The organism is Curtobacterium sp. MCBD17_026, assembly GCF_003234895.2.
Taxonomy (GTDB): domain Bacteria; phylum Actinomycetota; class Actinomycetes; order Actinomycetales; family Microbacteriaceae; genus Curtobacterium; species Curtobacterium flaccumfaciens.
In genome coordinates this window covers 2,423,849-2,443,314 of sequence record NZ_CP126281.1, presented here as the reverse complement: position 1 = coordinate 2,443,314, position 19,466 = coordinate 2,423,849, and the positions used below count along the sequence as shown (strand labels likewise).

Annotated in this window: 25 protein-coding genes and 1 tRNA gene; 9 read left to right on the top strand and 17 right to left on the bottom strand. The window is 68.3% G+C overall.

Features of this window, described 5'->3' with window-relative positions; genetic code table 11:
* The first annotated feature begins 65 nt into the window (after positions 1-65).
* The gene (locus DEI85_RS11480) at positions 66-644 is read left to right on the top strand and encodes a hypothetical protein (RefSeq protein ID WP_111123331.1); all 579 of its coding nucleotides are present in this window, start codon (positions 66-68) and stop codon (positions 642-644) included.
* Between the two features lie 65 nt (positions 645-709).
* Here DEI85_RS11480 and DEI85_RS11475 read toward each other — a convergent pair whose 3' ends face one another.
* The 11 genes from DEI85_RS11475 to DEI85_RS11425 form a co-directional block, all read right to left on the bottom strand.
* Positions 710-2,239 (bottom strand): ATP-binding protein, encoded by a 1,530-nt coding sequence (locus DEI85_RS11475; protein WP_111123332.1) that lies wholly within the window; start codon positions 2,237-2,239, stop codon positions 710-712.
* Entirely contained in the window at positions 2,232-2,393 is a 162-nt protein-coding gene (locus DEI85_RS11470; protein ID WP_181436329.1) for a hypothetical protein, read from the bottom strand. Before DEI85_RS11470 ends, DEI85_RS11475 begins: the two co-directional genes overlap by 8 nt.
* Complete coding sequence (locus DEI85_RS11465) at positions 2,377-2,724, bottom strand: hypothetical protein (RefSeq protein WP_111123333.1); 348 nt, start codon at positions 2,722-2,724, stop codon at positions 2,377-2,379. Before DEI85_RS11465 ends, DEI85_RS11470 begins: the two co-directional genes overlap by 17 nt.
* Positions 2,675-3,436, bottom strand: a complete 762-nt coding sequence (locus DEI85_RS11460; protein WP_181436331.1) for a helix-turn-helix domain-containing protein — start codon at positions 3,434-3,436, stop codon at positions 2,675-2,677. Before DEI85_RS11460 ends, DEI85_RS11465 begins: the two co-directional genes overlap by 50 nt.
* Before the next feature lie 2 nt (positions 3,437-3,438).
* Positions 3,439-3,930, bottom strand: a complete 492-nt coding sequence (locus DEI85_RS11455; RefSeq protein ID WP_181436333.1) for a hypothetical protein — start codon at positions 3,928-3,930, stop codon at positions 3,439-3,441.
* 25 nt (positions 3,931-3,955) lie between these two features.
* Positions 3,956-4,165, bottom strand: coding sequence for a hypothetical protein (locus DEI85_RS11450; protein ID WP_111123334.1), 210 nt, complete (start codon positions 4,163-4,165; stop codon positions 3,956-3,958).
* Positions 4,165-4,653 (bottom strand): helix-turn-helix domain-containing protein, encoded by a 489-nt coding sequence (locus DEI85_RS11445; RefSeq protein ID WP_146248985.1) that lies wholly within the window; start codon positions 4,651-4,653, stop codon positions 4,165-4,167. The genes DEI85_RS11450 and DEI85_RS11445 overlap by 1 nt, the downstream gene beginning before the upstream one ends.
* Positions 4,650-5,042: a hypothetical protein gene (locus tag DEI85_RS11440; protein ID WP_111123336.1), complete on the bottom strand. Its 393-nt coding sequence runs from the start codon at positions 5,040-5,042 to the stop codon at positions 4,650-4,652. Before DEI85_RS11440 ends, DEI85_RS11445 begins: the two co-directional genes overlap by 4 nt.
* A 65-nt stretch (positions 5,043-5,107) precedes the next feature.
* Positions 5,108-5,260 (bottom strand): hypothetical protein, encoded by a 153-nt coding sequence (locus tag DEI85_RS11435; protein WP_181436334.1) that lies wholly within the window; start codon positions 5,258-5,260, stop codon positions 5,108-5,110.
* 432 nt (positions 5,261-5,692) lie between these two features.
* Positions 5,693-5,887, bottom strand: coding sequence for a helix-turn-helix domain-containing protein (locus tag DEI85_RS11430; protein ID WP_111123337.1), 195 nt, complete (start codon positions 5,885-5,887; stop codon positions 5,693-5,695).
* A complete protein-coding gene (locus DEI85_RS11425; RefSeq protein ID WP_111123338.1) occupies positions 5,884-6,129 on the bottom strand; it encodes a helix-turn-helix domain-containing protein in 246 nt (81 codons plus the stop codon). Before DEI85_RS11425 ends, DEI85_RS11430 begins: the two co-directional genes overlap by 4 nt.
* Positions 6,130-6,207: 78 nt before the next feature.
* On the opposite strand from DEI85_RS11425, the gene DEI85_RS11420 reads away from it, so the two are divergent.
* Positions 6,208-6,594 carry a helix-turn-helix domain-containing protein gene (locus DEI85_RS11420; RefSeq protein WP_161598121.1) on the top strand — a complete coding sequence of 129 codons (387 nt, stop codon included), beginning with the start codon at positions 6,208-6,210 and terminating at the stop codon, positions 6,592-6,594.
* Positions 6,595-6,596: 2 nt separating this feature from the next.
* Here the strand turns inward: DEI85_RS11420 and DEI85_RS11415 are convergent, their stop codons facing one another.
* The 5 genes from DEI85_RS11415 to DEI85_RS11395 all read right to left on the bottom strand — a co-directional run bounded on the left by DEI85_RS11415 (position 6,597) and on the right by DEI85_RS11395 (position 10,993).
* Positions 6,597-7,967 (bottom strand): hypothetical protein, encoded by a 1,371-nt coding sequence (locus DEI85_RS11415; RefSeq protein ID WP_111123340.1) that lies wholly within the window; start codon positions 7,965-7,967, stop codon positions 6,597-6,599.
* A gap of 191 nt (positions 7,968-8,158) precedes the next feature.
* On the bottom strand, positions 8,159-8,365 hold the full coding sequence (locus tag DEI85_RS11410; protein ID WP_146248986.1) for a hypothetical protein: 207 nt from the start codon (positions 8,363-8,365) through the stop codon (positions 8,159-8,161).
* 215 nt (positions 8,366-8,580) lie between these two features.
* Positions 8,581-8,961: a hypothetical protein gene (locus DEI85_RS11405; protein ID WP_111123342.1), complete on the bottom strand. Its 381-nt coding sequence runs from the start codon at positions 8,959-8,961 to the stop codon at positions 8,581-8,583.
* The gene (locus DEI85_RS11400) at positions 8,958-9,470 is read right to left on the bottom strand and encodes a hypothetical protein (RefSeq protein ID WP_111123343.1); all 513 of its coding nucleotides are present in this window, start codon (positions 9,468-9,470) and stop codon (positions 8,958-8,960) included. Before DEI85_RS11400 ends, DEI85_RS11405 begins: the two co-directional genes overlap by 4 nt.
* Positions 9,471-9,718: 248 nt before the next feature.
* Positions 9,719-10,993, bottom strand: coding sequence for a tyrosine-type recombinase/integrase (locus DEI85_RS11395; protein WP_111123344.1), 1,275 nt, complete (start codon positions 10,991-10,993; stop codon positions 9,719-9,721).
* Positions 10,994-11,114: 121 nt separating this feature from the next.
* On the opposite strand from DEI85_RS11395, the gene DEI85_RS11390 reads away from it, so the two are divergent.
* The 7 genes from DEI85_RS11390 (at position 11,115) to DEI85_RS11360 (ending at position 17,561) form a co-directional block, all read left to right on the top strand.
* Positions 11,115-11,188: transfer RNA gene (locus DEI85_RS11390), tRNA-Thr, on the top strand.
* A gap of 180 nt (positions 11,189-11,368) precedes the next feature.
* Positions 11,369-12,163, top strand: a complete 795-nt coding sequence (locus DEI85_RS11385) for a glycoside hydrolase family 16 protein (protein WP_110861412.1) — start codon at positions 11,369-11,371, stop codon at positions 12,161-12,163.
* Between the two features lie 192 nt (positions 12,164-12,355).
* Positions 12,356-12,796, top strand: coding sequence for a BLUF domain-containing protein (locus tag DEI85_RS11380; protein WP_181420108.1), 441 nt, complete (start codon positions 12,356-12,358; stop codon positions 12,794-12,796).
* A 41-nt stretch (positions 12,797-12,837) separates the two neighbouring features.
* Positions 12,838-13,833, top strand: a complete 996-nt coding sequence (locus DEI85_RS11375; protein ID WP_111123345.1) for a Gfo/Idh/MocA family protein — start codon at positions 12,838-12,840, stop codon at positions 13,831-13,833.
* 73 nt (positions 13,834-13,906) lie between these two features.
* Positions 13,907-15,418 (top strand): D-alanyl-D-alanine carboxypeptidase/D-alanyl-D-alanine endopeptidase, encoded by a 1,512-nt coding sequence (dacB, locus tag DEI85_RS11370; protein WP_111123346.1) that lies wholly within the window; start codon positions 13,907-13,909, stop codon positions 15,416-15,418.
* Positions 15,419-15,441: 23 nt separating this feature from the next.
* Positions 15,442-16,062, top strand: coding sequence for an isochorismatase family protein (locus DEI85_RS11365; protein ID WP_181435572.1), 621 nt, complete (start codon positions 15,442-15,444; stop codon positions 16,060-16,062).
* Positions 16,059-17,561, top strand: coding sequence for an NAD-dependent succinate-semialdehyde dehydrogenase (locus DEI85_RS11360; protein ID WP_111123348.1), 1,503 nt, complete (start codon positions 16,059-16,061; stop codon positions 17,559-17,561). The genes DEI85_RS11365 and DEI85_RS11360 overlap by 4 nt, the downstream gene beginning before the upstream one ends.
* A 46-nt stretch (positions 17,562-17,607) precedes the next feature.
* On the opposite strand, the gene DEI85_RS11355 is transcribed toward DEI85_RS11360, so the two are convergent.
* On the bottom strand, positions 17,608-19,461 hold the full coding sequence (locus DEI85_RS11355) for an ABC transporter ATP-binding protein (protein ID WP_111123349.1): 1,854 nt from the start codon (positions 19,459-19,461) through the stop codon (positions 17,608-17,610).
* Positions 19,462-19,466: the final 5 nt, after the last annotated feature.

The following is a 19,466-nucleotide window of genomic DNA, read 5'->3' as shown; positions in this document are numbered from 1 at the left end:
GGTAGTGGCGAGTGCTCCCGATCTGGGGGCACTGGCCGTGGGTTGGGGATGGGTAGGGTCTCGCTGTGAGCGACTGGGTATACGACTGGCTGGCTGACATGACGCTGCCCGCCTTGGCCGGCATCGGTGGGATCGTCGTCGGTACGGGCGCGATGGTCGCCGCCCACGCCGCGAACAAGGTCGCGGAGCAATCCCGTGCGATCGCGGAGCAGTCCCTCGCCCTCGCGGAGCAAGTTCGAGGTGACGAGCAGAGGCGTGAGGCAGACGCGGGCCGCGAGCGCTACCGTGACCAGCTCTTCCGTACGGTCGAACCGGCTGTGACGGCGTTGCTTGGCCATCGCGCGGAGGTTGCTGCGGGTCGCGGATTGGCGGATAGGAGCACCGTGGCAGAGGTCTTGACCCGGCTGCAGCTGATCCTGGCCGTTGTGAATGACGAGGATGAAGCGCTGATCATTGCGTGTCTCAACGCCTACGAACGTGCGGTCGCGCGCCAAGACTTGAGCGTGATCAAGTTCGTTCTCGGAGGCTTGGCGCTCAAGCTCCCGCTGCTGCTCGCTGACGATCGTGACCTCGCGGCCCTAGTGCAGGAGACAGACGGACTCGTAGAGGACGCGATCCGCGAGACGGCACCGGAGCCGCTCTGAGTTCACGCGTCGCGGTGGCTTTTGCCGCGTTTCCTCGGCGCTGGACTGGACGGTAACGCTCTGGTTCATGCGGGCATCCACGGCATCTCGCCGGCGATGCCGCGGCGGAGGCGGTGGGGCCAGTCGCGGGGGTCGCGGTCGCCTCGCCATCGGACGACGGTGACCATCGAGTCGTCGTCTTCGAGGGTGCGGAGCCCCAGTCCGAACTCGGGCCAGCCGAGGAGCGCTGCTGAGCCGCGGGGGCGCAGGTCGCGTTCGCCGCCGAGGGACTTGCCGTGTCCGGCGTGCGCTTCCATGAGCATCGCGACGCCGTGTTCCCGGAAGCCGTCGAGCGCGACGATGAGTGGGGCTGCGTCGTCGTCGTTGTTGATGGCCTGGGGGACGAGCTTGTACAGCGGGCCGATGAGGAGCATGTCGGGCTGGTGGCGGTCGATGAGCCGGTGGACCTGGTCGACGTCGGCCTGGCGTGTGAGGTCGAGCCGGATGCCTGCCGAGACGAGCACTTGTCGGCCAGGGTCGACGCGGCCGTGCGTGCGGGCCATGTTCGCGACGTAGCGGGTGTTTCGGGACCACTGCAGGACGGTGTTCTCGGCGTCGATCGCGAGGACGCGGACCGGTTCGATCTGGCGGCCGTCGAACGGGTGCAGTCCGGCGGCGGCGGCGATCGCGACCTGGCGGGTGAAGTAGCTCTTCCCGGACCCCTCGGAGCCGGTGAGGACGAGCCGGTCGCGACGCTCGAGCAGGCCGGGGATGAGCCAGTTCTGGGAGTCGGGCACGGCGAGGACTTCGTCGAGGTACAGCGGCTGCAGGACGGCCGCGCCGACTGCGGACCTGCGCCGGCGCACCTCGTCCTTCACCTCGAGGCGTTCCATCTCGTACGCGACCTGCCGCTCGAACTCGTCGTTCACCGGCTCCGGTTCGACCTCGGGCTCCGGCAGACGGGCCAGGCGGAACTCCTGCCAGGTGTGGCCTGCAGCAATGTGGTCAGCGGCGTCCTTCCCGACGATCGGTTCGAGGACGACGACTTCCGACTTCCCGTCGAGGAGTTCCCGGACCTGCAGCGCGTGCTTCATGCCGGGCTCGTCCATGTCGCGGACGAGGAGCACCTTCTTGCCGTGCAGCGGGGCGAGGTCGAACATCGCCGCCTTGCCGGCACCCATCGCCGTGCAGACGGCGACGAGGCCCAGCGATTCGAGTGCGTGGACGTCCTTCTCGCCCTCGACCATCCACACCGGGTCGGCCTGACCGACTCGCTCGATGCGGTACAGGTCCCGGCCCTTCGTGTTGCCGGACTGCCGGAACCGCTTGTCGGGGGACCGGTGTACGACCCGGCCGTCGCGGTACTTGTACTCGACGCCCTTCTGCTCGTCAAACAGGTCCTGCATGGACAGGTTCAGCTCGGCGAGGACGTCCGGGGTCGGGTCGGAGTGCGAGTGGATGAGGGTCTGACCCTCGACCGAGCGGATCGACACCGACCGGTCCTTCGCCGAGTGCCCGGGGGCCTGCGCCTCGGCCGCCTCGTTGCCGCGCATCTGCACGATGAGGCCCCGGTCGTGGAACGCGCCGACGACTCGGTCGAATGATGCCCTACCCATCGGTCTCCTTCCCGACCTCGCCGTACTCGTCCGCGGTGAACGAGCCGGTCACGTACATCAGCCGCTCGCGCAGCCGGTTGGCTTCCTGGCGGTGCTCGGCGGCGCGGGCGCGGGCTTCGTCCCGCTGCCGGCGGAGCTCAGCCCGCGTCGTCATGGCTCGCCTCGAGCACCCCGCCTGGTGCGGAGTACTCGGAGTCGTTCTCGATCGCGTCGACCGCCCACCGCTGCCCTGCTGGCGGCAGCGGGTGCGGTCCACGCGCTTCCCGGGTCCGAGCGAGGCGGACCCGCTTCTGCCGCTGCAGGTGGCCCGGCTCGAGATAGACACCGGGGCTGTCGCGGCGGAACTCGTTCATCAGGTCCGCAGCCTCGTCGTACGACATGTCCGGCAGCGTGTCCGACCAGACGATCGCGGCGAGCTGCGTGACTTTGCGGTTATCAACCGCCGACGCCCGGCCCAAGAGCCGGAACGCTTCCTGCTGATCCATCGGGACCTCCGTAGAGTCGCTGGTATTCGAGGGCGGCGATCTCAGCGTTGCTGAGCTGCCGCGGTGGGGCTGACGGGTGCGGCTCGGGCAGCGAGTTCTCCCACCCGTCACCGCTGAGCCACGTCTTGAGGTACGGCACGAACCGCTGCGGGGTGCCCGCCGCGACGTGCGCGTCGCCGTGCGTGATGATCGCGGCGGTCAGGTCGAGGCTGGGGTGCTTCTTCCGCACCGCCTGCCACTGCTGCAGCGCCCGCGCCTTGTCGTTCTTCCGGGGCCAATGCGCCCACGCTTCCTCGAACGCTTCGGGGTAGATGCGCTTCTCTGGTGATTCCTCTGGGGGTTCATTACTGGAGGATTCATAAGCGCGGTCATCCTGAACGGTTGAGCGCGACCCAGATGATCGGTTGGGCGCATCAGGTTGACCTGTGGTCAATTTGACCGGTTGTGCGCCGACGACCAGGCGGTATCGGTCGCTGGTCCTCGTTCCGTCCTGCCGAGCACGTCGTGCCCGGATAATCAGCCCGTCCCGCTCGAGCTCCGATAGCGCACGGCGAACCGTGATCACGGCGACGCTCGTCATCTCGGCCAGACGCTCCTGACCCGGGTAGCAGGAGTTGAACTCGTCTGCCATGTCGGCGAGGGCGAGGAGGACGAGCTTCCGCGTGCCGGGCAGCTTCAGCTCCCACGCCCACGACGTTGCCCTGTGCGCCATCGTCAGACCACCTCCGCCCGGATGGCCCGTGCGAGCATCGTCGCGACGGCGGGCAACTGCCGGTTCACGTCGGCGTGCTGCAGTCGTCCCTGCTGCCCGTACACGGCCAGCCGAAGGACGTTCTGCAGCTGCAGGAGGATGCCGAACGACATCCCCAGGACGTTGTCCGGGTTCGGGAGCTTCGGCGAGCGCTGACGGTCGGTGCGCTCGACGATGTGGTCGAGGAGCAGGAGCGCCGGCACGAGCTCGTCGAGCGAGTCCGTGGGGATTTGCTGCGGTGCGACGGGACGGATGTCGAGGGCGAACGTGCCGTCCGTGACAGTGCCGTACCCGGCGTCGACGAGTTCCTGCGCGATCGACGCGGCGGCCCCGTCCGGCCATCCTCGGTCGGGTTCGATGATCGTGACGACCTCGCACGACGCGGAGAGGAAGTCGGCCAGCGCCTCGCGGGCGGCGGCCGACAGGGTAGAGCTGACTGCGAGATGGTGGGTCATGCGGGTACCTCGTGATTCGGGTTGATCATGAGTCGGTGTAGGAGATGTCGATGCGGCCGTCCCGACAGGCGGAGGCCTTGCTGCTGAGTGCTGCTGCCAGCTCGTCGGCGCGGTCGGGCATCAGGGTGAGGGTGAAGCCGTCCCACTCGGGCGTCGCGCGGAGCTGATCCAGCGCGACGGTGACGGCCGGTGGGTCGTCCTCGAACTGCTCCGAGGCCACGGGGGAGTCGGCCATCAGCTGGTGAGGGCCGCGGGCTTGCCGTTGAGGACGGCGGCGTACGCGCTGGCCTGCTTGTACGCGTCGGTGACGGCCAGGAAGCTCGCCGCCGACAGGGCGAAAGCTGCGTCGATGTCCACGTACACGACCCACTCGGTGTCCTGGTCGTCGTGCCGGCGGACGTCGATCGTCCAGTCCTCGCCGCGGAGGGTGAGGTCCGCGTGGTGCGCCTTCGGGTCGCCGGGCGCGCCGTCGAGCGGGTCGACGTGTCGCGTGTTGTCGCAGCCGAGCACGGGGCACGGCCGGGGCGGATCCTGCATGAGCCGGACGATCGCCTCGGTCACCTTCCGGACGTAGCTGAGAGCGGGCGACATGACGCCGTCCTCGACCTTCGCGAGGTACACGGTCGACGTGCCCGCCATCGCGGCGACGAGGGGCTGGGGGACCCGGGCTCGCTCGCGGAGAGCCCTGAGATGAGTGCCGGTGCCGGCGGGTGCGTTCTTCATGCGTGCACCGCCCCGGCGACGCGGCGGAACTGGGTGGTGATCTCGAGCGTTGTCTGGTCGACACGAGCGCCGATGTACTCGTACACGCCGAGGTAGACGAACTCGAACCCGAGCGGGTTGCCCGGCTCGTCGGGGTCGTCGTGACCCCATCGGTATCCGGGCTCCTTGTCCTGCAGGTGCAGCATGTGGTCGACGCGGTCGGCGTAGACACTGATCGGCATGACGTTGTCGCGGCGCGTCGTCAGACGGAAGCGGTCGCCGGTCCGGAACTCACGGTTCGTGATGCCCGGGTTCGCGTGGCCTCCGATGATCTCGACGATCTCGGTGCCGTACTTCTCGAGCACGGACGCCGCGGTGTCGGCGGTGTGTGACAGAGTGGAAGTGGACAAGTTCGTTCTCCTTCGGGAGGGAAGGCCCTGGCGTTGCAGCGCTGGGGCCTTCGTCGTTGCTGGGGTCAGGTATTGGGGGACTCGGGGTCGGCGTCGACCCGCCAGTCCGTGACTTCGACGTCGTCCGGCGTCGTGGCGGCGAGGTCGCGCTGGACCTCGCTCGCTCGTCGCGACCGGCGGTAGTTGCGCCAGCCGCGCGGTGCGAGGTCGTCGGTCACAGAGCGGACGGCAGGAACAGGGCTGCAAGGACTGCAGTGAAGAACGCGATCGCGCTCAGCCATTCCTTGAGAGCGTGCATGGGGACTCCTTCCACGGCGAGCGCCGTCGGTTCGGGGAGAGGGAACGGACACCGGCGTGGGGGAACGCCGGCGTCCTGGTGCCCGCCATCGGGTGCCGATCCCGATGTGCCCCCGCCGCCGCTTGCGCGTCGACTCCTGGGGACGGGCTGTCGCAGCAGTTCGACACCCGGCGCAATGCGCTCGTGGTGGTGCCCCGTCGCTGCGACGGAAGTGAATGTCTTGCTGTGTTGCCACGCTGTTGAGTTCTCAAGGTGCGAGTGCGGCGAGGGCGTGCCCCGCGTGGGCCGTTTCCAGGCGCGCCGACCAGCGCCGTCCGTACGGCGCGTTCGATCGGAAGAAGTGGGGGAGCGGCTAGGTGCGCTCGGGGAGGTTGGCCGCGTGGCGGTCGAGATCCTCCTTGCGGAACTTGATCCGCTTGGTGTCCCCGACGGGGATCAGCTCGCCCTTGGCGCGAAGGTCGTCGATGTCGCGGAGCGAGCAGCTGAGGTAGTAGGCCGCGAGTTCCCGGGTGAAGAGCGCGGGAGCGAATTCGATCCGAGGGTTCACGCGACCGCCCGTGTGGCTACTTCGAAGGGCGGAGCCAGGAGATCTGCGATCGACACATCGAAGTGCTTCGCGATGTAGCCGGCTTCCTCGAGCGTGAAGGGCGAATGCCCCAGAAGCCGTCGCTTCAAGGTAGATTCAGCGATGAGAGTTGCGGCTGCCAGTGCAGTGATCGTCTCGCCCCGGCTCGCCAGGAGAGAACGCACCGATCGGGAGACCTTGAGGCTCGGAGCGTCGTAGTTCATGTGGACTACGCTAACTCACCGGAACTAGAAAAGTCCCAGAACTGGACACGGCGTGTCAAAACTGACACGATGAGTGTCGTGCCGAACTACGAAGTCAGTGATCTGACGCGACATGTCGCCTCTCGGCTTCGCGGTCTCATGGCTCAACACCGCGTCACCCAGGCGGAGCTCGCGGACTCGGTGGGCGTCTCGCAGTCGCAGCTCTCGAAGATGGTGCGTGGAGTGCGCCCCATCGATCTGGACCAACTCGACGGGATGTGTATCGCGTTGGGAGTCGACACTGGCGACCTCATCAAGGAAGCCGAGGCGGCGCTACAGAACTACGACTTCGTCCCCAACGCCCGCCTGATCTTTGTGGATGATGGTCTCCGGCTCAGCGAACCCATCGACACCACCGGTTGGGGTGACGGACCGATCGTCCTTCCTCACTCTGGTCGGCGGGAACGCAAGCGATCCGAGGACTAGATTCACCGCCGCTCCGGACCCTCCGGGCTCCGGCCGCCTAGGAACGGTCGGATGTCTTCAGCACTTGGGGCTGGGAAGGCAGGTGTCGACAGCGCTTTGAAAACGTCGAGCCTGGCTGCGACTCGTTCACCTATTGCAATCCAGACCTGCAGGGCTTCGTCAGATCCGTCGTCGCGTCGTTGGAGCTCATCGACGAACGCGCGCACCTCCTGATGCCGACGCCACACTGATGCCTGTTCTAGTAGCAGCGCATCCTCCTGCGCCGCGCGGAAGAGCATGCGAGCCTGAGCCATCGCTGCCTCCCAATCTCGCTTCTTTCGCTCAGCGATCGCCTCGGCGCGCTGCCGAGCGGCCTGAGCCTCGAGTCGCGATACCTCGACGAAGCGGAAGACCTCGCCTAAACGATCCTCGATGCTCAGCGACTTAGTGTCTGACCACTTGCGGCCATCGAAGCTGAATCCAGGCCGAGCGGCCCGCACCTCGAGCTTCCCGGTCGGCACGAACCAGTAGTTGCGGTTCCGCTGCCACAAGGGGAGGCGCTGCACTTGGTCGTACCGTTTCCGATCGAACTCGCCGTTCTGGTAGTAATCGAACTTGTCGCCACCGCGACCCGGCAGCTCACGCACCTGCAGCCGCTGGACCATCTCATCAAGCTCTAGCTCGATGTGCCCACTCCACTCCCTGGCCGAGCCTCCGTTGCGGCGAGTGCGCTCGTCGACGGCGCGCGGATCTCTCGTCGCGATGCCGACTTTCGCTGCGTGCCGAACGATCGACTCGATGATGCGCGCCGCGCGGGGGAGTGACTCCTTCGTCACGAACTGATCGCCCTTGGATTCGAGGAAGGCCTTCGCGAGCGGGCCAAGGTGGGACTTGGAGGCAACCGCCTGGACCTCGGGGGCCTCAACCAAGTCCCAGAACCAGTCCCGGTACTCGAGTCGTAGCTGATTCTGGTCGAACCAACCCGGGTAGGACAGCTGCAGTTCCTTGCCGTGAGGGCGGTACTCGCTCTTGTTGAAGCGCCAGACGAGCTTCGGGTAGTCAATGTCGTCATCGCGGTCGTTCAAACCCAAGCGTCCGCCGCCCGCTTCGAGACGGTCGCGCAGTGCCTTCAAGTCGTCCGCTGCATCTCCGGGTGCGTCCGCCGTCGTAGATGGCTTGAGCTCGGCGATGTGAGACGCGCCGTCGTCCGTCAGTGTCGCCTTCCAACTCGGCCCATGCCCTGTGATGCGAACCAGCCCGCGACTCGCAAGCGCTTTCGCGGTGATGCGGTGGCCGTAGTTGTCGTCAAGGTACTCACCGTCGGGGCAGCCGCGCTCGACCCAGCGCAGGACGCGCAGCTGCTTGTCGTTGAGTTGGTGCGCTGGACGACCCATCTGCCGAGCCTGTCACGTCGGGAGCATTCGGCGCGAGCTATAGATGTCATCACGCGCCTAGGCGAGCGCACCTACGGCCGGTCGCCGCGTGACCGGATCACCAACGACTCGGCGCGCGCCCTCTCTTAGGTCTTGGACGGTCGGCAAGAACGAAAGACCCCCCAGCCGCGTACGGCTGGGGGGTCTTGTGGTCAAGTTGCGGACTCCACCGCAGCGCTTTCCGGGAGAGTTTCCTCCTCGACCGCTAGCACTGGAACCGGCGCTTTCGTGTCGAGGTCAAACTGGAAATCCATCATGCTGGCCTGAGCTTGCAGCGCTCGCCGGCAGGTGTCCCACAGCGGTTCGAACACGTAACGTGCTCCCCACTCGATCGCCTGCTCACGAGTCCAGCTCGACACGCTCGCGTCGTCTCTTCCCACGAGGAACGCGTAGGCCTGGGCCTGACCTCGACCCTCAACCTCATGCCGTCCGAGATACGCTTGGAAGACGAGGTCGTTGTCGCTACGAGCAACGCGGATGGTCCACCTCAGTCTCTCACCGTCCTCGAGCTGATGCGGCCCAGCATGTACCTCAAGTCGGTGAAGCTGCAGATCGGTACGAGGCTCTTGGAGGTTCATCGGTGTCGCGCCAGGAGGTGGCTCGGCTCCCGAATCTCATTCCACTCCGTGGTCTGCCACGCGTCGAAGGCCTCTAGGGCGTGGAGCTCGCGCTTGTAGCGCGTGCGAAGCGCGGACACCTTATAAGTCACCTTGGCATCGACAGCGTTAGCAAGGTGCCGCAACTGAGAAAGGTGCAAGTCGACCTCACCGCTGACCCAAGCTTCGGCGTCCGGGACGCTCAGTTCCAGCTCTGAAGCAAGTTCTTCGTGCGTCATCCTGCTCATGACAAACGCGCGACGCAGGTCCTCCACGAGGACCTCCTGGGCGTCATAGTTGTCGCTGGCGAGGTTGAGCTGCTCCTCGGTAAAAAGAGGACCGTCATGCATCTCGTTCATCGCTTGCTCTCTTCCATTGCTCGGTAGAAGACCCAGGTCTTGCTCCGGGCCTCTGCCTCGTCGATGGCATCATCTTGCTCCTCGTCGACATCCTTGCCACGAGGCTTCGTCGCCACTGCCAGCGGCAGCAACGCATCTGGCACGCTATTCGGTTCCGCGTAATACAACCTGAACAACCGTGGTGGTGGGGTTCCTGTTCCCAAGGCCGGGCGGAGCTCGAGGAGGTAGTCGACTCGCTTGATGCGCCGAGCGGGGAACGTATTGTCGTCTCCAACCTTGAGCTGGCCGCGCTCAGCCTTCCTGCGCAGGGACCGGAGCACGCCAATCGCGTCCAGGTGCTGCGGGCGGCTCAAGCTCTTGTCAAGCTGCCCTCGCTGCATGGCGTCGAACTCCGCTTTGAACTTCTCCACCTCGTCATCCAGCCAGAGGTTGGCGGCCGGAGCGGACCCGGGCTTGAGAGCCGAGTAGCTCCGGTGGCCTGTCGGTCGCACCGGATCGAAGTGGATCATGTTCCCCCTGCTGTCGTGTGAACATTACTCACTGGGCCTGGCTTGGGCAACGTCGGCGTAGCCCAGGCTACAGAAAGCTGCGATTCGGGGCTGCCGTGAGCATGCTGGGCTACCCAGCTCCAACCACCGTGCATCCGCGTGCTATCGGAGAAGGACTCGTCCAATCGGCCTGGTTCGTCAACTGATTCGACGCCAGTGCCCGACTTCGGCCTGCGGACGTGCTTCGCATCGGGTGAGACGAACACCCCTCAAGCGCGAAGGGCGAAGTGCGAACCAAGCTTGTCCATGGCTTCACGCGCGGCAGCGGACGACACGTGCTGGTAACGACGGGTGACGGCCTCGGACTGGTGACCAACGATCTCGCCGATGATCTTCGCGTCGACGCCCAGCTCCATGAGCACGGTCGCGGTCGTGTGTCGTGCCCAGTGCGTCGTTGGGACGGGGGAGCCTGGTGCCCGCTGGTCCTCGGCGATGATTCCGGCCTCGAACAGGAGGTCGCGCCACGTCTGCTCGTCCTCGCCCCAGAGGTACGGCTCACCGTTGGCCTTGCGCCAGATAAGCCCGTACGGGTTCGGCCGGTCGGCGGTCTTGATCAAGTAGCGGCGGAGCGCTTCGGCGAGGGCCGGCATGAGCGGCACGTACCGTGGCTTGCCGGACTTCGGGCGAATGAGGCAGAGGCGGCCGTTGAGTTGCTGATACTCGAAGCCGTCTGGGATCCGGAGGCGGCGGTTCGAGCATGAGCCGGCGCGAGTCTTGCCGCACCGCCAGATGCCATCTTCGGTGCGGCCGCAGCCGTGTTCGAACGGTACTTCGGACAGCGCCCACTCGACGCCGATGGTCGGTTGCTCGGAGTCGAGGTCGAGGGAGTCGAGGCGAGCCCCGATGCGCTCGCCTTGGCGCAGACCGCTCAGTAGTGCGACCCACCAGCGGGTGCCGTCGTCGTGCTCGGCAGCGACCTTGAGGACGGACAGCGCTGCATCCGTGCTGAGTGCGCCGCGGTTCGACTCGCCCTGCACTGGCGCGCTGACGTCCTCGCAGACGTTGCGCGCGGCGATGCCCTCAACCCGAGCCGACTCGAGCATGAGCGACAGCACCTGGTACGCCTTCCTCGCTGTCGCGGAGGTGCGGCCGGCGTCGGCGACGGCCTTCGTCATGATGCGCACGTCGGACGGCTTGAGGAACGAGACCTTCTTCGCGCCGATCGTCGGAACGATCCAGTTCCGGCTCACCGACTCGTATGACAGCAGCGTGTTCGGCTTGAGGGTCGGTTTCCCGACCGTTTCCAGCCAGTGCGTCGCCCACTGCTCGAGCGTCGTCTTCGTGTCGAGTGCGGTGCCGTGCTGCTGGATCTGCTTCTTGATCGCATCGAGCTTGCGGCGTGCGCCCTCCTTGGTCTTCGACGTCACAACGCGTTGGCGACGGCGGCCGTCGGGGTGGAACCCGTCGTCAATGACGCCCCGGTAGAGCTTGCCGCCGCGGATCGCGTAGAGCCCTCCGTCGCCAGAATCTCGCTTCCTCGGCACTGTTCCTCCCGGTACACACATCGGTACACACAAATAACCGCAACCATGTGGTTGCAGTTGCTCTTCTCGATACTAGCTCGATCCCCACAAATCCGGGGATCGGCCGCCAGTTTCAGCGATCGCCGAGTAGTTCCAGTCTACGGCTCCCATTCACTCGTAATGAATAGGTCGTCGGTTCGATTCCGACAGGCGGCTCCGTGAACACCCCGGTCAGGTCCACTCGAAGTGGCTCTGACCGGGGTTTTCGTATTCCGGACGAATCCGTGTCCCTCGCCCGAGGGGCAGACGTCCGGCGTGATCGCGGGCTAGCCTTGTCCGCGATACGGGGGACACGATGACCGACCACCAGCCCAGCGCTCCACCGGCGATGACGCCGTGCTGAAGCGTGTCTTGGTCATCGTCGTGGTCGCCGCCACTGCCGGAGCCCTCGCGGTGACCGCGGCAGCAGTGCCCGAGTCCGGCGCGACGTCGGCGTCGACCTCGTCGCCGAGCACCGGTTCGTCCGCGACCCCGACGGCGTCCGCGACCGGCCCCGCGTACCTGGCGGACCGCGAGCCGACCTTCTCCGAGGACTTCGACACCCCCGCCGCAGCCGGCGGCCCCTTCGCCGAGACGTACCGGAACTCGTGGCAGCCGTACCCCGACGGCACCGGCGGCAAGTACTACTCGAACGGGCTCGTCAGCGCCCACGACGGCTACCTGGACGTCGCGATGGACGGTGAGCACGGTGCTGCCGGAACGTTCGGCACGCCCACCGGCGCGTGGTCACACGTCGGCGGCACCTTCAGCATCCGTGCGCGGGCGACCGGCGGAGACGGCAACGGGATCGCGGTCATGCTCTGGCCGACGTCGAACGTCTGGGCCGACGGCGAGGTGAGCTACCCGGAGGGACAGTTCGACGGGTCGCCCCGCGTCTTCCACCACTCGATGCTGCCGGGGCTGGAGCGCCGCTTCGAGCACTACAACACCCGGGTGTCCTGGAACGACTGGCACACGTACACGACCGAGTGGGTGCCGGGGAAGAGCGTCCGGTACTACCTCGACGGCAAGCTCGTGTTCACGGTGCCGCGCAACGTGCCCACCACTCCGCATCGGTACATGTTCCAGATCGGCAACTGGGGCGACCCGGGGCACGTCCAGATCGACTGGGTCCGCACCTACGACAGGTGAGAGACCAATCCCCCCGGACGGGGGCTCCGAATCAGTCCGGTCGTACGACCCGACACCCGTGTGCTCGCGTCGATGACCCGAACCTCGACGCGGGTGCGCGGACGGGGACGATCCCCGTTCTGGGGCTGCCCGACGGCGTCGGCGCGGTCCACGATGAGAGGGAACCCGTTCCGTCGTCACCGAGAGGTCGTCATGCTGCTGTCCCTGGTCTACATGAGCGCAGCGAAAGAGGTGTTCGACCAGGAGCGGCTCGACGCACTGCTCGAGCACGCACGGCTCCGCAACGCGGCGTCCGGCCTGTCCGGTCTGCTCGTCTACAAGGACGGCCGGTTCATGCAGCTGCTCGAGGGTCCGGAAGGAGCCGTGCTCCAGACGTACCAGCGCATCATCGACGACCCGCGGCACACCGAGGTCGGCCTGCTGGTCGAGGAGCGCATCCACACCCCGCGCTTCGGGGAGTGGAAGATGGCGTTCCACCGCGAGCCGGACGCCGAGCTGCCCGACGGGTTCGACTCGTTCCTCGCCGAGGGCGACGCGAGCGCCGACACGAGCCGTGCCCGTGAGCTCCTGCGCTGGTTCCGGAACCACCCGATGGCCGCCCCGGACGCTGCGCTCGGCAAGCACCGCCGCTGACAGCACCGCCGCAGCCCACGTCGCGCTGGTAGACAGGATCCATGACGGTTCGCTGGGGAGTCATCGGCACAGGCGGCATCGCACGGTCCTTCGTGGGTGACTGCACCGCGGCTGGCATCGTGTTCACCGCCGTGGGCAGCCGCACCCGCGGACACGCCGAGGCCTTCGCCGCGGAGTTCGGCATCGAGCGGTCCCACGGTTCCTACGAGGACCTGGTGGCGGACGAGGGCATCGACGCGGTCTACGTCGCGACCCCGCACGTCCGGCACGCCGAGGACGCCCTGCTCGCGATCCGGGCGGGTAAGCACGTCCTGGTCGAGAAGGCCTTCACGATGACCGCGGAGGAGGCCCGTACGGTCGTCGACGCCGCTCGACGATCGGGTGTCGCGGTGATGGAGGCGATGTGGACCCGCTTCCTGCCGCAGATGGCGATGATCCGCGAGATCGTCGCCGAGGGCAGGATCGGTCGCCCGATGGTCGTCGAGGCGACGCACCACCAGGCCCTCCCGACGGACCCTGGTCACCGGCTGCGCGACCCGGCACTCGGTGGGGGAGCGATGCTCGACCTCGGGATCTACCCGGTGTCCTTCGCGGTGGACGTGCTCGGCGTGCCGACCGCGCTCGTCGCAGCGGGCACGCTGAGCGAGCAGGGCGTCGACGAGCAGATGGGCCTGGTCATGACGCACACGGGCGGCGCGCAGTCGATGATCCACTTCGGGATGGACCTGCGGAGTCCGAACACGGCGTCGATCATCGGCGAGACCGGCCGCATCGACCTCGACTCCACCTGGTACACGCCGACCACCTGGCGGATCCGCGACCGCGACGGTGCCGTGGTCGAGGAGTTCGACGGTCGCGAGGAACTCGCCGGCTACGAGCACGAGGCCCGTGCCTTCGAGGCGATGATCACGTCGGGCCGCCACGACGACGGCCCGATGGACCCGGACGAGACCGTCGCGATCATGGCGGTGCTGGACGAGGCGCGTCGCCAGGTCGGGGTCCGGTACCCCGCCGACGGTCCCGTCGCGGCTCCCTGATCCGGCGCCCGTCCTCGACGGATCCCGCCCCCGGCCTGGAGGCTCCTGCCGCAGTTCCGTAGGATCGGACGCGATGTCCGAGCAGCAGCCCACCCCGCGTTCCGTCCCGGAGCGGTTCCGCGCCGCCGTCACCGCGGTGCGCGCATCCGCCGCACGACGCCCGGTCCCCTGGATCGCAGGTGGTCTCGCGGCGCTGCTCGTGGTCGGCTCCGGTGGGGCCGTCGCCGTCGCAGCAGCCACGACCCCGGACTCCCGGACGGCCGCCGCGCCGAGCTCGACCCGGACCGCGTCCTCGGCTCCGGACCGGACGACCACCACGAAGCGCCCGACGGCGAAGCCGTCCCCGACGCCGACCGCCGACGCCCGCGTCGTGCCGGACGACCTCGCCGGCCCGTCCGCCCTCCGGACCTGCTCGATCGCGACGGCTGCGTCGGCGAGCGGCCTCGGCGACTTCGAGGGGTACGTGATGGACGCCGAGACGGGCAAGGTCCTGTTCTCGAAGCACGGCGAACGGGCCGCCCAGACGGGCAGCGTCATGAAGACCCTGACCTCGGCGACCGCGCTCTCCGTGCTCGGGGGCGACCACCGCATCTCGACGACCGTCACACGGGAGTCCGCGAACACCGTCGCCCTGGTCGGGCACGGCGACGCGACGCTGTCCGCCGGCGGCGGGACCGTGTACCCGGGCGCCCCGACCCTCGCCCAGCTCGCGCAGCAGGTGAAGGCGAAGGTGGGTGGCACCCCGGTCACCACGATCGTCACCGATGACTCCTACTGGAGCGATGCCGACGCCTGGGACCCCACGTGGCCGGTCTCCGAGCGCACCATCGGGTACCAGCCGGAGGTCACCGCGCTGATGGTCGACGGCGACCGAGCGAACCCCGCAGCGGCGACGTCACCGCGGTCGGAGGACCCGGTCGGACGCGCGGGCGTCGCCTTCCGCACGGCGCTGGCGAACGCGGGCGTCGCGGGCGCCGGTTCCGCGCAGATCGTCAAGCGGGCGACGACGGGCACCGAGACGATCGCCACGGTGTCCTCGCAGCCGGTGTCGACGCTCATCGGGCAGATGATCCCGAACTCGGACAACACCCTGGCCGAGATGCTCGCCCGGGTGTCCTCGAAGGAGTCCGGGTCGAACGGCTCGGCGGCGTCCCTGTCGTCCGTGTACCAGTCGGCGCTGCGCTCGTACGGCCTCGACCCGGCCGGCATCGTGATCAAGGACGGCTCGGGCGAGAGCGCCTCGAACGCCGTGTCGCCGGAGTTCGTCGCCCACCTGATGGTGCAGGTCGCCTCCGGCGCGAAGGGCCTCGGGACGCTCGCGAACGCCCTGCCGGTGTCCGGGCAGTCCGGCACGCTCGCGAGCCGGTTCACCGGCGCGAACGCGGTCGCCCGTGGCAAGGTGCACGCGAAGACGGGCTGGATCGACAGCGCGAACACCCTCGGCGGCTACATCGACGCCGCCGACGGGTCTCGGTTGACCTTCGCCTTCTACGCCATCGGTTCGCCGCGTGCGGCGGCACTGCCGGCACTCGACGCGGTGACCGCCGCGACCTACTCGTGCGGGAGCAAGCTCACCGGCTCCTGAGCCGACGGGTGTTGGATGGACCCATGGCAAGAGCACTCCTCGTCGTGGACGTCCAGAACGACTTCACCGAGGGCGGTGCGCTCGCGGTCACCGGGGGAGCGGCGCTCGCGAAGCGCATCACCGCGTTCCTCGGTCGGCACGGGGACGAGTACGACCTCATCGTGGCGTCCCGCGACTGGCACCACGGGGACGACGACAACGGCGGACACTTCGCCGGACCCGAAGGACCCGACTTCGTCGACACGTGGCCGGTGCACTGCGTCGCCGGGACGCCCGGCGCCGACTACCACCCTGATCTCGACACCGCACTGATCGACGTCGACGTCCTCAAGGGCCAGGGTACGCCGGACTACTCGGCGTTCCAGGCCGTGACCGAAGCGGGCGTCCCGCTGGCCGACCTGCTCGCCGAGCGCCGCGTGCACACGATCGACGTCGTCGGCATCGCGACCGACCACTGCGTCCGAGACTCGGCACTCGACGCCCGTGCCGCTGGACTCGACGTCGCCGTGTACGAGGACCTGGTGGCCGGCGTCGACGCCGAGCGCAGCGCCCGGGCGCTCGACGAGATCCGGGCGGCCGGCGGACACGTCGACCGCAGCGACATGGACGAGGGCCTCGCGAACCCAGGAGGAGCACGACTGTGACCGACACCACCACGAACGAGACCACCACCGTCGCCGACGAGCACGTCCGCGTCGAGGGCGTCCCCACCGGACTCTTCATCGGGGGCACCTGGCGTGCCTCGTCGAGCGGGTCCACGTTCGCCGTGCACGACCCGTCGACCGGTGCCGTCCTGGCCGAGGTCGCCGACGCCACACCCGAGGACGGCATCGCCGCCCTCGACGCCGCGGCCGCCGCACAGGAGTCCTGGGCAGCCACGGCCCCGCGCACACGGTCGGACATCCTGCGCCGGGCGTTCGACCTGGTGCACGAGCACGCCGACGACCTCGCGGCCCTGATGTCGCTCGAGATGGGCAAACCCCTGGCCGAGGCCCGCGGCGAAGTCGTCTACGGCGGCGAGTTCCTGCGCTGGTTCTCGGAAGAAGCGGTCCGCATCACCGGTGACTACCGCACGAACCCCGAGGGCACCGGGCGCGCGATCGTGCTGAAGCGTCCGGTCGGCCCCGTCTACGCGATCACGCCGTGGAACTTCCCGCTCGCGATGGCGACCCGGAAGATCGGCCCGGCCCTGGCTGCCGGCTGCACGGTGGTCGCGAAGCCGGCCGACCTCACCCCGCTGACGACCCTGTTCCTGGTCGAGCTGTTCCGCCGTGCCGGGCTGCCGGACGGTGTGCTCAACGTGATCCCGTCGAGTGACGCCAAGGGGCTGTCCGAGCCGATCATCGCCGACCCGCGCCTGCGCAAGCTGACGTTCACCGGTTCGACCCCGGTCGGTTCGGCGCTCCTCAAGCAGGCGGCGGACAACGTGCTCAAGACGAGCATGGAGCTCGGCGGCAACGCCCCGTTGCTCGTGTTCGACGACGCCGACCTCGACGAGGCGGTGGACGCGGCGATGCTCGCGAAGTTCCGCAACACGGGCGAGGCGTGCACCGCGGCGAACCGGTTCTTCGTGCAGGACGGCATCGCCGACGCGTTCGTCGCGGCCCTCACCGCGAAGGTGGACGCCCTGCGCGTCGGCCGGGGAACCGAGGACGGCACGACGCTCGGACCGCTCATCGACGACCGCGCCGTGGACAAGGCCGCCCCGCTCGTCGACGACGCCCTCGGTCGCGGTGCCCGGCTCGTCACCGGTGGCCACCGGATCGACCGCCCGGGCACGTTCTACGAGGCGACGGTGATCGACGACGTGCAGCCCGGCTCGGAGATCATGACGACGGAGATCTTCGGACCGGTCGCCTCGGTCACGCGCTTCAGTACCGAGGACGAGGGGATCCGGCTCGCGAACGACACCGAGTACGGACTCATCGCCTACGCCTTCACGACCGACTTCCGGCGCGGCCAGCGCCTGGCCGAGCGTCTGGAGACGGGCATGCTCGGGCTGAACACGGGAGTCGTGTCCAATGCGGCGTTCCCGTTCGGCGGCGTGAAGTCCTCGGGCCTGGGCCGCGAGGGATCGCACGAGGGCATCGAGGAGTACCTCGAGACCGTCTACGTCCTGACGCCGGACCCGTTCGCCGCCTGAGCCCGAGTCGGCGGTACGGCCGCGGTGCACGCGGCCGTACCCGTACTCACACGAGCAGCTGGTGCTTCGCCAGGTCGCGGTAGAGCGGCGTCGACTCCACGAGCTCGGAGTGCGTGCCGCTGCCGACGACGCGGCCGTGCTCGAGCACGACGATCACGTCGGAGTCGACCACCGTGGACAACCGGTGGGCGATGACGAGCAGGGTGCGGTCCTCGGCGACGGCGTCGATCGCGAGCCGCATCTTCTGCTCGTTGACCCCGTCGAGTGACGACGTCGACTCGTCGAGCAGCAGGATCGGGGGAGCGGCGAGCAGCGCGCGGGCGATGGCCAGGCGCTGCCGTTCCCCACCTGAGAGCATGACGCCGTCCTCACCGACCTGCGCGTCGAGACCGCGGGGATCGCGGTGCAGGACCTCGCCGAGGTTGACCGCTTCGAGCACCCGGACGCAGTCGTCCTCGGTGGCGTTCGGCGACCCGAGCAGCAGGTTGGCGCGGATCGTGCCGGCGAGCACGGGCGCGTCCTGCTCGACGTAGCCGATCTGGGCACGGAGCTCGTCGCGGTCCATGCCGCGCACGTCGATGCCACCCAGGCGGATGACGCCGTCGGAGGGGTCGTAGAACCGCTCTATCAGCGCCAGGGTCGTCGACTTGCCGGCGCCGGACGGGCCCACGAGTGCGACGCGCGAGCCGCGGGGCACCCGGAACGACACGTCGTGGAGCACCACGTCGTCGGCCGGGCGCTCGTCGTCGACGTGATCCGGGCCTCCTGGGCGGTCCGCGGGGTCGGACGCGACCGCGCCGTCGGCACCCGATGCGTCCGCCTGGGCGCGGTACCGGAACGACACGTGCTCGAACGCGATGGCGTCGTCGGTGGCGACGGCTGCGGCCGGCCGGGCCGACTCGTCGTCCTGGGACTCGGTCGGCAGGTGCAGGATCTCCTCGATCCGGCCGAGCGCGCCGAGCGCCTGGGCGACGGCGACGGCCGCGCCCATGGCCTGGCCGAGCGGCATGATCATCATGAAGAGCAGCAGGATGAACGTGATGAGCGTCGCGATGGTGATGGTGCCGGCTGCGACCTGTGCCCCGCCGACGCCCAGGACGGCGATGAACGCGACCTGCATGACGATGCTGGCGACGGGGACGACGAAGGCGGACATCTTCGCGATGTCGAGGCCCCGCTTGTAGGCCTCGGTCGCGTGGCCGTCGACCTCGCGCACCTCGCGCTCGGTGGCGCCGGCCGCTCGGATGGTCCGGACCGCGCCGATCCCGCGTTCGACGGCGGCAGTGAGGTCGCCGACCTTCTCCTGCGCACGCTTCGAGGCGACCCGGATGCGACGGCTTAGTCCGCCGACGACGACGATGGCGATCAGGACGATGACGATCACGATGCCGAGCAGCAGTGGATCGATGATCGCCATCGCGACGATGGCGCCGATGAACGTGAGCGCGCCGCCGATCGACTCGATCAGTCCCTGGGTCAGGACGGCCCGGAGGAGCGTGGTGTCGCTGCCGACGCGGGACACCAGGTCACCGGTTCGGCGGGTGTCGAACTCCGAGATCGGCAGGTTGAGGATGCGGGCGATGAGCTTGCGGCGGGTGGAGAGCACGACGCCCTCGCCCGCGCGCTGCAGCAGGAAGTGCTGCACGCCGTTCAGCACTCCCGCGACGATGACGAGCCCGACCAGCAGCCACACGAGCGTGCTGAGGGTGTTGCCCTGCTGCACCGCGGTGATGACCTGGTTGACCAGGAGTGGCTGCGCGAGCGATGCCCCCGCACCGAGGACGCTCAGCACGATGATCACGACCATCGCTGGATTGTTCTCGAACAGGTAGGACAGCAGGCGGCCGAACGTGGCGCGGGGGCCGTCGGAGGTCTTCGGGCGTGCGAAGGGGAAGCTCATCGTGT

Bases quoted from the DNA above. Each gene is read 5' to 3' on its own strand.
- DEI85_RS11425 (WP_111123338.1), bottom strand. From the start codon at position 6,129: ATGAACTACGACGCTCCGAGCCTCAAGGTCTCCCGATCGGTGCGTTCT.
- DEI85_RS11465 (WP_111123333.1), bottom strand. From the start codon at position 2,724: ATGGATCAGCAGGAAGCGTTCCGGCTCTTGGGCCGGGCGTCGGCGGTT.
- DEI85_RS11450 (WP_111123334.1), bottom strand. From the start codon at position 4,165: ATGGCCGACTCCCCCGTGGCCTCGGAGCAGTTCGAGGACGACCCACCG.
- DEI85_RS11455 (WP_181436333.1), bottom strand. From the start codon at position 3,930: ATGACCCACCATCTCGCAGTCAGCTCTACCCTGTCGGCCGCCGCCCGC.
- DEI85_RS11415 (WP_111123340.1), bottom strand. From the start codon at position 7,967: ATGGGTCGTCCAGCGCACCAACTCAACGACAAGCAGCTGCGCGTCCTG.
- DEI85_RS11375 (WP_111123345.1), top strand. From the start codon at position 12,838: ATGACGGTTCGCTGGGGAGTCATCGGCACAGGCGGCATCGCACGGTCC.
- DEI85_RS11475 (WP_111123332.1), bottom strand. From the start codon at position 2,239: ATGGGTAGGGCATCATTCGACCGAGTCGTCGGCGCGTTCCACGACCGG.
- DEI85_RS11405 (WP_111123342.1), bottom strand. From the start codon at position 8,961: ATGAACGAGATGCATGACGGTCCTCTTTTTACCGAGGAGCAGCTCAAC.
- DEI85_RS11365 (WP_181435572.1), top strand. From the start codon at position 15,442: ATGGCAAGAGCACTCCTCGTCGTGGACGTCCAGAACGACTTCACCGAG.
- DEI85_RS11400 (WP_111123343.1), bottom strand. From the start codon at position 9,470: ATGATCCACTTCGATCCGGTGCGACCGACAGGCCACCGGAGCTACTCG.
- DEI85_RS11355 (WP_111123349.1), bottom strand. From the start codon at position 19,461: ATGAGCTTCCCCTTCGCACGCCCGAAGACCTCCGACGGCCCCCGCGCC.
- DEI85_RS11380 (WP_181420108.1), top strand. From the start codon at position 12,356: ATGCTGCTGTCCCTGGTCTACATGAGCGCAGCGAAAGAGGTGTTCGAC.
- DEI85_RS11470 (WP_181436329.1), bottom strand. From the start codon at position 2,393: ATGACGACGCGGGCTGAGCTCCGCCGGCAGCGGGACGAAGCCCGCGCC.
- DEI85_RS11460 (WP_181436331.1), bottom strand. From the start codon at position 3,436: ATGGCGCACAGGGCAACGTCGTGGGCGTGGGAGCTGAAGCTGCCCGGC.
- DEI85_RS11445 (WP_146248985.1), bottom strand. From the start codon at position 4,653: ATGAAGAACGCACCCGCCGGCACCGGCACTCATCTCAGGGCTCTCCGC.
- dacB (WP_111123346.1), top strand. From the start codon at position 13,907: ATGTCCGAGCAGCAGCCCACCCCGCGTTCCGTCCCGGAGCGGTTCCGC.